An 11,856-nucleotide genomic window follows, 5' to 3' on the forward strand; every position below is an offset into this window, starting at 1 on the left:
AGTCGGCGGGCCGCCTTCAAGGTCCATCGTTAATTATCGGTTAATCTGTGGATTTTTTGCATCAGTGTCGTGAGAACTTGTTCCGAAAGAGGACACTTGCCGGAGTTCAAGCGGCCAACCGCCGATCCGGAGCTGTGCAAAGCGTGTATCGCGAGCGCAGTATGACACTGCCATAGTTGGAAAAAGCTCATTCGGGCCTGATTCGCAGCCAGGATTCTGCGGACGAATCCAGACGCAATGTGGGTACTCCGACCGCGCCACGCCTGCGCCGCTGCAGTGGATTTTCGCGCCCGACCGGCCTATGGCAGCGGCGGTATTTGTGTGCACCGAAGTTGGCCTGATTACGAGCGGACTGCGATGACGCTCTACTTCCTGATCAAATATCTGCACGTGCTCGGCGCCGTCGTGATCCTGGGCACCGGGACCGGCATCGCCTTCTTCATGCTGGCGGCGCATCGCACGCAGGATGCGGCGTTCATCGCGCGCACGGCGGCGACCGTCGTGATCGCGGACATGATCTTCACGCTGACCGCCGTGCTGCTGCAGCCGGTGAGCGGCGGACTGCTGATGCTGCTGTCGGCAACGAGCATCACCGAGCGCTGGCTCGTGGTTTCGCTTGCGCTCTACGCGCTCGCCGGCGTGTTCTGGGTTCCCGTGGTCTTCATGCAGATCGAGATGCGCAACCTCGCGCAGGTGGCCGTCGAAAAAGGTCTTCCGCTGCCGCCGCGTTATTTTGCGCTGTTTCGCCGCTGGTTCCTGTTCGGTATTCCCGGCTTCGGCTCCGTGGTGATCATCCTCTGGCTGATGATCGCGAAACCATTTTAGCGCAGTGTCGTCATTCCGGGGCGATGCGAAGCAGCGAACCTCAGATGCGCAATTGCGCATCGGGGAATCTCGAGATTCCGGGTTCGCTTCGCGCCCCGGAATGACCACACCAGATAGTCCAGGGCTCCATGAGTGACGACGCATCACATAACATCCTCGTGCTCGGCGCGTCGGGCCTGATCGGGCGTACCATCACCGACGATCTGCGGGCGCGCAGCTTTCACGTGATCGGCATCGCGCGCCACTTCACGCCGGCGCAGAAAATGAGCACGGCCGACATCGAGCTGCCTGTCATGTCGATGGATGCCGCGGCGCTGACGCAGCTGCTTCGCACGCACGAGGTAGACATCGTCGTGAACTGCCTCGGCGTGCTGCAGGACGGCCCGGGCAGCGACACAAGCGCGGTGCATCGCGACCTCGTCGCGCGGCTGTTGCAGGCGATCGGTGACAGCCACCGCGCCATCCGTCTCGTCCACATCTCGATTCCCGGCAGGGCCGATGCGGACCGCACCGCCTTCAGCACCACCAAGCGCGAGGCCGAACGGCTGATCGCGGCGTCCGGGATTCCCCATGCGATCCTGCGTCCGGGCTTCGTCATCGCGCCTTCGGCCTATGGCGGCAGCGCCATGCTGCGCGCGCTGGCGGCGCTGCCGGTCGATCTGCCGGCCGATGAGGCCGCGACGCCGTTCCAGCCGGTCGCAGTCGAGGATATCGCCGCCACCATCGCCTGGCTTGCGGCGCACGATGTCGCCGACGAAGCGGTGCGATCGGTGACATGGGATCTGATGCAGAAGCAGCCGATTTCGCTCGGCGGCGTCATCGCCCAGTTCCGCCGGTCGTTCGGCACGGCAAAGCATCTCCGCATCGCGACGCCGCCGTTGCTGATCGATCTCGGCGCCCGCCTCGGCGATCTCGCAAGCCGCCTCGGCTGGATGCCGCCGCTGCGCTCCACCGCGATCGCCGAGCTGCGCCGCGGCGTCACCGGCGATCCCGCAGGCTGGATGCAAGCGACCGGCATCGTGCCGAAGACAATCGCGCAAGCGGTCGGCGGGCGCCCCGCGACCATTCAGGACAAATGGTTCGCGCGGCTGTTCCTGATCAAGGCGCTGATCTTCGTAAGCCTCGTGCTGTTCTGGGTCGCATCCGGCTTCATCGCGCTGGTGATCTCCTATGACGCCGCGGCGGGCATTTTGCGTGCGCACCATTTCCCGCCCGCTTTGGTCGGGCCGGTCACGGTGCTGGCCAGCCTGATGGACATGAGCATCGGGGTGCTGATCGCGATCCGCCGCACCGCGGCGTTCGGTCTGATCGCAGGCATCATCGCCTCGCTCGGCTACATGGTGGGATCGGCGATCCTGACGCCGGATCTCTGGATCGAGCCGCTCGGCGCGCTCGTGAAGACGGGACCTGCGATCGTGCTGATGCTGGTCGCGCTGCTGACCCTGGATAACCGATAGCGTTTTCAAGCGAAGTGGGAACCGGTTCGCGTGAAGAAAACGCGTCGAAAGGAATCAAGAATGAGCATTTGGCCCGACGACGACGTGATCCTCTATGACGGCGTCTGCATCTTCTGCTCGCGCTGGGTCCGCTTCGTCATCGACCGCGACACGGCACGCCGCTTCCGCTTCACGCCGATCCAGTCCGGCTACGGCACGCGGCTGGCGAAGAGCTTCGGCATCGATCCTGACGACCCCGACACCAACGCCGTCGTCCATGGCGGCGTCGCCTATATGAAATCCGATGCGGCGCTGACGGTGCTGAGTCATCTGCCCGGCTGGGGCTGGACCCGCGCGCTGTTCGCGGTGCCCAAGCCGCTGCGCGACGCCGTCTACAGCCTCATCGCCCGCAACCGGTACCGAATCTTCGGGAAGTACGAGACGTGCTTCGTGCCGGATGCGGATATGCGGGCAAGGGTGCTGGAGTAGTCTCCGTCATTGCGAGCGAAGCGAAGCAATCCATCTTTCCGCTTGTGGCAGCATGGATTGCTTCGCTTCGCTCGCAATGACGATGCGACTATTTGCGCGGCAGTGCCGCCACCACTTCCTTCGCCGCCCGCTCCCCCGAATCCCGCGCGCCGTGCGCGGTCGAGAAAAACTCCGGCGACGTCGCTTCGCCGGCGAAGAACAGCCGGCCGTCGACCGGTGCGGCCAGTACGGCGCGCTTGTCGGCGTGGCCGGGCAGTGCGTGCGAGTAGGAGCCGCGGGCGAACGGGTCGTGGGCCCAGCGGGATTCGCTGAGCGGCTTCAGCTTGCTGCGGAAATCGCTGCCGAGGAAGGAGACGATCTCGTCGATGCTGTGCGCGGCGATGGCGCCGTCGCCGGCATTTTCGAGCTGTCGCGCAAAACGGCCGCCGAAGAAACCTTCGATGCAGGGCTGACCGAACGGGCGGATGTGATAGGTGCCCATCTCGGTGCGCATGGTGGCGCCGCGCAGATTGCCTTCCTTCGGCAGCGCCTCGGGCTCGGCCAGCGCCAGCGTCACCTTGTCGGCGAGGCCGAGCGGCAGGCCGCGCGCGGCGTCGAGCTTGTCCGGCAGTGCAGGCGAAAAGCGGATCGCCTGATCGGCGATCAGGTTGGTCGGCACGGTGACGATTACCTTGTCCGCCTCAACCGTGCCGCGCGAGGTCTCGATGCGGATGCGCTTGCCGGAGTGATCGATCAGCCTGACCTCGCAGTTCAGCGCGACCGGCACCTGCGCGCCATAGGCCGCGACCAGCGCGCCATAGCCGCGCCGCACCCGCCAATTGATGTCGGTGTCTTCATAGGCATCGACATCGAGGATCGAGACCTGGTCGAGCTCGCTGCCGTTCACATAAGTGGAGATCGCATCGATCATCGGGTTCCAGCGGTTGCCGGGCTCGAGGTACAGGCTGGCCGGGCTGTCCCTGCCCTGCTGCGCCGCCTGCTCGATGCGGTCGTAGAATTCGTCGAGTGCGTGCGTGAAGTCGTCGCGAGCGGCCTGCGGGAACGCCTCGCCGTAGGCGCGCTCGCGCCACGGCGGCAGGTCCTTGTTGAGTTCGAAGTTGAGTTGCCGGGCGATGCCGACAAAGCTGTTCCGGTCGGCCGAATGCAGCCAGCCGCAGCCGACGTCGAACACCACGTCAGGCGCGGCCTGAATCGTATGCGCGCGGCCGCCCAGGCGGTCGCGGGCCTCCAGCACGATCGTGGAGAGGCCGGAGTCCTTCAGCGCATTCGCGGCACCGAGGCCTGCGGCGCCGGCACCGATGATGGCAACATCGATCGTGGAGGGAAGGGAAGTCATGTCCCGGCTCTAGCACGTCTGGAAAGACGCCTAAAGTCACCCCGCGCATAACTGTCATCACCCGCGCATGCGCATGCGGGTGATCCAGTATTCCGGAGACAGCAGTGATTGAGCCGATGAGCCGCGGTGTACCGGGTGCCCCGGTCAAGCCGGGGCACGACAGGCTACTACGCCGCCGCTTAAGCCACCGCTTACGCTACAGCTTCCTTGGCCTTTTCGGCGCGCTTGCGGTCGTTCGGGTCGAGGTGCTTCTTACGCAGCCGGATCGACTTCGGCGTCACCTCGACGAGCTCGTCGTCCTCGATATAGGCGAGCGCCTTTTCCAGGGTCATGCGGATCGGCGGCGTCAGGCGCACCGCCTCGTCCTTCGAGGTGGTTCGGATGTTGGTGAGCTGCTTGCCCTTCAGCACGTTGATCTCGAGGTCGTTGTCGCGGGTGTGCTCGCCGACGATCATGCCCTTGTAGACCTTCCAGCCCGGCTCGATCATCATCGGGCCGCGGTCTTCCAGCTTGAACATCGCATAGGCCACCGCTTCGCCCTGGTCGTTGGAGATCAGCACGCCGTTGCGGCGGCCCTGGATCTCGCCCTTGTAGGCGGCATAGCCGTGGAAGATGCGGTTCATGATCGCGGTGCCGCGGGTGTCGGTGAGCAGTTCGCCCTGGTAGCCGATCAGGCCGCGGGTCGGCGCGTAGAACACCAGCCGCAGGCGGTTGCCGCCGGAGGGGCGCATCTCGATCATCTCGGCCTTGCGCTCGCTCATCTTCTGCACTACGACGCCGGAATGCTCCTCGTCGACGTCGATCACGACTTCCTCGATCGGCTCCTGCCAGGCCCCGGTCGCCTCGTCCTTCTGCAGCACGACGCGCGGGCGCGACACCGAGAGCTCAAAGCCCTCGCGGCGCATGGTCTCGATCAGGATCGCGAGCTGCAATTCGCCGCGTCCGGAGACTTCCATGGAATCCTTGTCGGCGGCCTCGACGACGCGCAGCGCGACATTGCCCTCGGCCTCGCGCATCAGGCGGTCGCGGATCATGCGCGAGGTCACCTTGTCGCCTTCGGTGCCGGCGAGCGGCGAGTTGTTGACGATGAACGACATCGACACCGTCGGCGGATCGATCGGCTGCGCCGGCAGCGGCGTCTCGACGGTGGGATCGCAGAAGGTATCGGCAACGGTGCCCTTGGTGAGGCCCGCGATCGCGACGATGTCGCCGGCCTCGGCCTCCTCGAGCGGGGTGCGCTCGAGGCCGCGGAAGGCGAGGATCTTGGTCAGGCGGCCGCTCTCGATCAGCTTGCCGTCGGCGGACAGCACCTTGACCTGCTGGTTCGGCTTGATCGAGCCCGAGGAGATGCGGCCGGTGATGATGCGGCCGAGATAGGGGTTGGCCTCGAGGATGGTGCCGATCATGCGGAACGGACCTTCCTCGACCTTCGGCGGCTCGACGTGGCGCACGATCAGGTCGAACAGCGGCTGCATGCCGAGGTCCTTCGGACCCTCCGGGCTCTCCGCCATCCAGCCCTGCTTGGCCGACCCGTACAGAATCGGGAAGTCGAGCTGTTCTTCGCTGGCGTCGAGCGCCGCGAACAGGTCGAACACCTCGTTGATGACTTCGGTCGGGCGTGCGTCGGGACGGTCGACCTTGTTGATCACGACGATCGGCTTCAGCCCGATCTTGAGCGCCTTCGACACCACGAACTTGGTCTGCGGCAGCGGGCCCTCGGCGGCGTCGACCAGCACCAGCGCGCCGTCCACCATGTTGAGGATACGCTCGACCTCACCGCCGAAGTCGGCGTGGCCGGGGGTGTCGACGATGTTGACGCGGATGTCCTTCCACTGCACCGAGGCGGCCTTGGCCAGGATGGTGATGCCGCGCTCGCGCTCCAGGTCGTTGGAGTCCATGGCGCGCTCGGTGACCTTCTGGTTCTCGCGGAAGGTGCCGGATTGCTGCAGCAGGCGGTCGACGAGGGTGGTCTTGCCGTGGTCGACGTGGGCGATGATGGCGACGTTGCGAAGGTTCATGGCTCTTCTTCTGGTCGTGCAATGGTCAGATGCGCGATCTCGCCGGACCAGTTTGGCCGGCCGCTCGCTCGCGTGGCCCATTCGGGCCCGGATCACGCTCATACCCAAGAAATTTGACGGGGACGCATCACCCCAAAAAGGAAGCCCGGTCAGAGGACCGGGCACCTTGCGCGTTGCGGCGCAATATAGTCAGAAAACGCCAAAAAACAATGATTTATTGGCTGTTTGGAGGGCTGATTTTCGCTCCAAAGGCGGGTTTTGAGGGGCTTTCAGGTCCTACTTCCGGGTAATCGCGAACACGATCAGGCCAAGCCCGCCCAGCGCCACCATCATCACGAACATGGTGATGGGGTCGCCGCCGGCCCCGGTGCCCATCTTGGCGTTGAGAATGGCGCACAGGACCCCCGGGATCAGCAGGATCACCCCCACGACCAGCATAATGGCGGTGGCGCAACCGCTGCGCTGCCCGCGTTCCGGTGGTCTGATCGGCGGGGTCTGCTCGATATTGCTCATGGGATTTACCGATCTAGCGAGTCCGCGGACGCGTCGCCAACCAGATCAGCCAGCCACCAATGAGGGCGATCGCGAGAATGACGAGCAGGATAGGGAAGTCGGCCGCTCTGAGCGACATGCCGGATTTGAGGCCAGCCATCACGACGCATAAGGCGGGAAGCAACAACACGATGCCGACCAGCAGCATCAGCATCGACAGGCAGCCTTCCGCCGCCGAAGGCGGCGTCGATGGTCGTTCCGGGGGCGGCTCGTCGGTGTCGGACATGCGTCGTCGAATGGTCCGTCAGCTCCGTCCCTTGATCGCGGCGCGGATCAGCATCACGCCGGCGAAGCAGACCGCGAGCCCGAGCAGGATCAGGAAGAGAATGGAGGGATCGGTTTTCGACTCGCTCAGGACGCCGAACCCGAACAGGAGGGCGCAGAGCCCGGGCAGCAGCAGGACCAGCCCGAACAGCACCATGAACGCGGTGGCGCAGCCGCTGCGTGGCAACGGTGGCGGCGGGATGTATTGGTAGTGTGGCTCCGGTGGTGCAGGCGGGATGGGCGGTGGATTGGTCTCGCTCATCGCGGCACCTCCTCGCTTTGCCGCGTCTCGCGGTAAGTCTGGCCGGCCATCGCGGCGCGGATGCCGTCGATCTTTCCGTCACGGTAGAACAGATTGTAGGTGTCGAACGGGATGATCGCGCCGCTCTCGGTGACGAAGTGGATGCAGCTTCGCTTGACGTTGCCGACGCAGAAATTGAAGCGGTCGAGAAACTGCACGATGGTGACGCGGAACACGTTCTCGTAGGTCAGGCCCTCCGGCACCTCGAAGCTCGGCAGGCAGCACAGCAATTCGCAGACCCGCTCCGAGGTGTTCAGCGGCCCCGACGACAGCGAGAACAGGTCGACAAACTTCTCCCGCAACACCGGATATTTCTCCGGGCTGATGGTGTTGGGCATCACGGCGATGAGCTGCTCCTGCGGGATCAGCGAGGTCAATGGCAGTACCTTGTCGCCGTTGCGTAGGCCATAGCCGATCGAGATGCTCTCGGGGTTGCAGGGCAACGGGATCATGTCGTTGGCGCCGAACACCCCGGTCTCGATCACGCGCCGGCGGATCTCCGACAGCATGATGCGGTCGGTGTCCTTGTTGAAATGCTCGTTGCGGCCGGCGTCCTGCACCGGCTGCAGCGTGACGCCGCGGACGCATGTCCAGGTCAGCGCGTGGCGGACGATGTCGCCGATCTCGCCGTCGTTGACGCCGCGCTTGATGGTCGCGACCAGCGTGGTCGAGATGCCGTGGCGCTCGAGATTCTCCAGCGCCTGCTGGCGGATCTTGCGCAAATCCGCGCCGCGCAGATTGACCAGCGCCTCGCGCTTCAGCGAATCGAACTGCAGATAGACCTCCAGCCCGCGCTTGTTCTCGGCGAGCTTCGCCACGAAGTCGGGCTCGCGCGCGATCCTGAGGCCGTTGGTGTTGATCATGACATGGCGGATCGGGCGCGCGCGCACCGCATCCAGAATGGCGAAGAAATCCGGATGCAGCGTCGGCTCGCCGCCGGAGATCTGCACCAGATCGGGCTCGCCCTCGCTCGCGACCAGCGCGTCCAGCATCTTCTCGATTTTCGCCAGCGGCGTGAAGCTGGTGCGCGCCGGCGAGGAATCCGCAAAGCACACCGGGCAGGTCAAATTGCAATGCTCGGTGATCTCGATCAGCGCCAGGCAGGAGTGCTGCTCGTGGTCCGGGCACAGCCCGCAATCATAGGGGCAGCCGAATTCGGTGTGGCGCTGGAACGCGAGCGGCCGGTCGCCGGGCTTGATGAAATCCTTGCACAGCCGCCAATAGGCCGCATCCGTCGAGACCAGCGTCGACTGCACGCCATGCTGCTTGCAGCGCTTCTCGTACCAGACCTCGTTGCCTGATATCTGGATCTTGGTCGGCACCAGGGCCAGGCAGGTTTCGCAAAGCGACTGGGTCTGGCCCCAGAAGATGTAAGGGCGTGCCTTACGCAGCGGCGCGTTCATGCTTCAAGCTCACATTCGGCGCCGTCGCCAGCATGACGGCGGCGTAAATCATGACAAACAGCGACAGCAGGTGAAACAGCGAGAATGGTCCGATCAGCGTGCCATAGGGCTTGATGAACTCCCACAGGAAGCGCTGCAGCCCGTAGTAGAGCAGCACGAGGTAGAATCCGTTGGTGATGACGGCGGCATTTCGGTTCAACACGGCCCAGACATAGAAGGCCGCGAACGCCGCCATCGCGAGGCTCTCATAGAGCTGCACCGGATGACGCAGCACGCCGTCGCCGAAATCATGGCCCCAGGGCAGCGTGGTCGGCGTGCCATAGGTGAAATCCTCGAGCCCTGCGAAATAGCAGCCGAGACGGCCGACCGCGACGCCGATCGCAAGCGGCAACGCGAACCGCGCGCCGGTGCGCAGCGAAATCCCGTGCCGCCATTTGTAGAGCTCGATCGCGGCGATGCCGCCGGCCAGCGCGCCCTCGACCGAGCGGGCGACGCCCGCCATGCCCGAGAACCACAGGTTCAGCGTGCCGAAGATGTAGGCGCCGATCCCGGCGCCGAACAGCAGCGCGGCGATGTAGGGCAGCTCGAAGGATTGCCGGGGGAATTGCAGCCCGCGCAGCCGCGACAGCCACCACATCGCGAGCGCGGCCGCGCCCCATGCTGCAACGTCGAAGACGGCGTGAAGTTCAGCCCCGCTCATGAGGCGAGTGTAGCGTGATTTTCGCGGTCCGCGATAGCGCTTCCCGATTGCAGTGGCGGGGCGAGGTTATCAACCCGTCCGCCTGGGAGCGGCGGGCTGATGGACCACGCCGGCGACGGGTCCGCGCAAAACTACAGAGGCTGTAACCGCGCCAGAACGGATATAGCCGATGTTACGGCGACCATCCGAAGCGCTATATCCGAACTGACGGCTGGGCTTTCGACCTTCCCAGGATGACATTCTGTCCGGAGTGCAGAACCCGTCCCGATTGCGCGGAGCGATTGCGATGAGGAAGGCTACGATGGATTTTTCGCGGATGTCGGATGGGATCCGGCTGCATCACGCCTCTCATCGCCACGATGGGCACGATGGTGACGACGAGCCGGGTCCGGCACCGAGCGGTCCGTTTGCAGGGCTCGATGCGCATACCTCGACCGCGAATTCTCCGTCTTATGACTCTGGCCCAGGCCAATCCGACCATCCCACCGTGTCGGGGGGCGGCACCGGCGGCCACGTCGGCAACCACACTGCGGCGAGCCTGGACGCTTCGGCAACGAAGCCTGCTGCCGGCGCATCCCATTCCGCGACGGGCGTCGCTTCGATCGAGAGCGGGGCGAACACCGCCGGGAACGGCGGAGACGGTTACTTTTACGGAGGTGCCATTCACGCATCCCTGTTGATCTATGAACCGATCAACATTTCGGTGAATTTGGGATACGGCTCGGTCGCCGTGGCCAATCAGTCCAACGATTTGAATGTCGATCAATCCGCCTTTCAGATGGCCGGCGTCGGCGGACATGGTGGGAATGACAACCTTGCATCGGGAGGCAGCATCAGTGCTTCCTTGAGTGCTTCCCTGGGCCCCGGCGTGATCGGGAGCGGCGACAACGGCGCCGGAAATGGCGGCAGCGGCTATTTCTCGGGTGCGTTGGTGGACGCTCCCGTGGTGATCTATCATCCGATCAATATTGCGGTGGCGAGCTCAGGCGGCACGGCCTATGCAAGTCAATCGAACACAGTCGACATCGATCAATCGGCTACGCAGGTCGCGGGCGTCGGCGGAAGTGGCGGAAATGGCAATGTGGCCCTCGGCGGCAGCATCATCACGCTCGACCCCAGTTGGGGTTCAAGCAACGGAGGGAGCGTCTGGGACGTTCAAACGGGCGGGAGTCAGGCCGGCAATGGCGGCGACGGCGCGTTCTACGGGAGTCTCGTGCATTCCTCGATCTTAGTGTACGACCCGATCAACATCGCAGTCGCGGGCTATGGCTCCAACGTTCATTCAGTCCAGACGAATGACGCCGACGTGGATCAATCCGCAGTTCAGATCGCCGCCATGGGCGGGCACGGCGGCAATGGCAACGCCGCGACGGGCGGCCATGCAAGCCTTCTTTCCCACGGCTTGTGGGGCGGTTCCGACACGATTGCGACCGGCTCGAACGGCGCAGGCAATGGCGGCAACGGCTATTTTGCCGGCAGCCTGATCGATGTCAGCGTCGCGATCTATGCACCCATCAATATCGCAATCGCGGGGCCCCATTCGACGGCCGTGGCCGATCAGGTCAACAACGTGCACATCGACCAGAGTGCGGTCCAGATTGCCGGACTTGGTGGGGACGGCGGCTACGGCAATCTCGCGCTGGGTGGCGATCTTTCCGCCCATCTTCTGTCGGATCTTCACCTGTTGGCATAGCGAAACATCGCACCGCTCGCGCAGGCCGGTCGTAAGGTAGCGGAGCCCTGCGCATGCAAATCTCGCGCAGAGGCGCCCACCTGTTTTGAGCCCCAACGTTGCGCGACGAATGTCATACTTTCGTACGTAGGTCGACCAACCCGGATGGTGTCCGATTTGACATCTATCGGCAGCGCGTATCGCCGGATCAGACTCCCCCGTGCGCGTCCGCCTGATCGGGATGGATGATGCACGAAAGCCAACACAAGGACGGAGGCTCAAATGTTGCCCAAGGCGATCAGCATCTCGGATTCGATCGAATTCAAATCGATCAACACCGGTGGTCAAAGTGTCGGAAATGGCGGCGACGGTACCTTCAAGGGAGCCATCATCAGCAAGCCGACCCTCAACTTCGATCCAACCAACAAGGCAGAAGGCGCCGATGTGCATGTGAACACCGGCGACCACGTCACTCAGACGGCAGATTGGGACGCCGGCGGCGCAAACGCGACGGCCTCGGTGCTTGCGAAGGCCCATGGCGGAAGCGCCGAGTCGAACGGAAACCAGAAATCCTACAGCGGCCACGATACCTCCAAGGTATATGCCAATACCGATGCCACTCAGATCAACAAGCTCGCGGTGGACCAGCACCAGGAGGTCCTGGCCGGCATCGGCGGCAATGGCGGAGACGGCAACGCCGCGCTGGGCGGAGAAGTGAGCTTCCACCTCGATACATTCTGACCATCGGCTCGTCCGACCGTGGCGGGACCGGCCGCCTTTGCCGCCGGTCCCGCAGTTCAAGCCGATGCCCTGCCGTTGCCCTTCTTGGCAGATCGCGTTGGCCGTCGGGCAAGTGCGCC

The 11,856-nt window shown here is 64.3% G+C and carries 12 protein-coding genes; 5 read left to right on the top strand and 7 right to left on the bottom strand.

From position 1 onward, the window contains the following. The first annotated feature begins 357 nt into the window (after window positions 1-357). From ACVWYP_RS05750 to ACVWYP_RS05760, 3 genes are all read left to right on the top strand, one after another. Window positions 358-825 carry a DUF2269 family protein gene (locus ACVWYP_RS05750; RefSeq protein ID WP_304498044.1) on the top strand — a complete coding sequence of 156 codons (468 nt, stop codon included), beginning with the start codon at window positions 358-360 and terminating at the stop codon, window positions 823-825. A gap of 128 nt (window positions 826-953) precedes the next feature. Then, window positions 954-2,282 carry an SDR family oxidoreductase gene (locus ACVWYP_RS05755; protein WP_304498045.1) on the top strand — a complete coding sequence of 443 codons (1,329 nt, stop codon included), beginning with the start codon at window positions 954-956 and terminating at the stop codon, window positions 2,280-2,282. A gap of 60 nt (window positions 2,283-2,342) precedes the next feature. After that, window positions 2,343-2,750: a thiol-disulfide oxidoreductase DCC family protein gene (locus ACVWYP_RS05760; protein ID WP_304498046.1), complete on the top strand. Its 408-nt coding sequence runs from the start codon at window positions 2,343-2,345 to the stop codon at window positions 2,748-2,750. Between the two features lie 88 nt (window positions 2,751-2,838). On the opposite strand, the gene ACVWYP_RS05765 is transcribed toward ACVWYP_RS05760, so the two are convergent. The 7 genes from ACVWYP_RS05765 to ACVWYP_RS05795 all read right to left on the bottom strand — a co-directional run bounded on the left by ACVWYP_RS05765 (window position 2,839) and on the right by ACVWYP_RS05795 (window position 9,324). Next, complete coding sequence (locus tag ACVWYP_RS05765) at window positions 2,839-4,086, bottom strand: flavin monoamine oxidase family protein (RefSeq protein WP_304498047.1); 1,248 nt, start codon at window positions 4,084-4,086, stop codon at window positions 2,839-2,841. 191 nt (window positions 4,087-4,277) lie between these two features. Beyond that, window positions 4,278-6,104 carry a translational GTPase TypA gene (gene typA, locus ACVWYP_RS05770; RefSeq protein WP_016847242.1) on the bottom strand — a complete coding sequence of 609 codons (1,827 nt, stop codon included), beginning with the start codon at window positions 6,102-6,104 and terminating at the stop codon, window positions 4,278-4,280. Window positions 6,105-6,380: 276 nt separating this feature from the next. After that, entirely contained in the window at window positions 6,381-6,617 is a 237-nt protein-coding gene (locus ACVWYP_RS05775) for a hypothetical protein (RefSeq protein ID WP_453945765.1), read from the bottom strand. Window positions 6,618-6,630: 13 nt separating this feature from the next. Then, window positions 6,631-6,882 (bottom strand): hypothetical protein, encoded by a 252-nt coding sequence (locus ACVWYP_RS05780; RefSeq protein ID WP_304498048.1) that lies wholly within the window; start codon window positions 6,880-6,882, stop codon window positions 6,631-6,633. Window positions 6,883-6,900: 18 nt separating this feature from the next. Beyond that, window positions 6,901-7,182 (bottom strand): hypothetical protein, encoded by a 282-nt coding sequence (locus ACVWYP_RS05785; RefSeq protein WP_304498049.1) that lies wholly within the window; start codon window positions 7,180-7,182, stop codon window positions 6,901-6,903. Further along, a complete protein-coding gene (locus ACVWYP_RS05790; RefSeq protein WP_304498050.1) occupies window positions 7,179-8,624 on the bottom strand; it encodes a radical SAM protein in 1,446 nt (481 codons plus the stop codon). The genes ACVWYP_RS05785 and ACVWYP_RS05790 overlap by 4 nt, the downstream gene beginning before the upstream one ends. Continuing rightward, the gene (locus ACVWYP_RS05795) at window positions 8,605-9,324 is read right to left on the bottom strand and encodes a prolipoprotein diacylglyceryl transferase (protein WP_304498051.1); all 720 of its coding nucleotides are present in this window, start codon (window positions 9,322-9,324) and stop codon (window positions 8,605-8,607) included. Before ACVWYP_RS05795 ends, ACVWYP_RS05790 begins: the two co-directional genes overlap by 20 nt. 301 nt (window positions 9,325-9,625) lie before the next feature. Here ACVWYP_RS05795 and ACVWYP_RS05800 point away from each other — a divergent pair, with 301 nt between their 5' ends. After that, window positions 9,626-11,017, top strand: coding sequence for a hypothetical protein (locus tag ACVWYP_RS05800; RefSeq protein ID WP_304498052.1), 1,392 nt, complete (start codon window positions 9,626-9,628; stop codon window positions 11,015-11,017). A gap of 261 nt (window positions 11,018-11,278) precedes the next feature. After that, window positions 11,279-11,737, top strand: coding sequence for a hypothetical protein (locus tag ACVWYP_RS05805; protein ID WP_304498053.1), 459 nt, complete (start codon window positions 11,279-11,281; stop codon window positions 11,735-11,737). Window positions 11,738-11,856 lie beyond the last annotated feature (119 nt).

The sequence above is a fragment of the Bradyrhizobium sp. USDA 3262 genome (assembly GCF_054060035.1).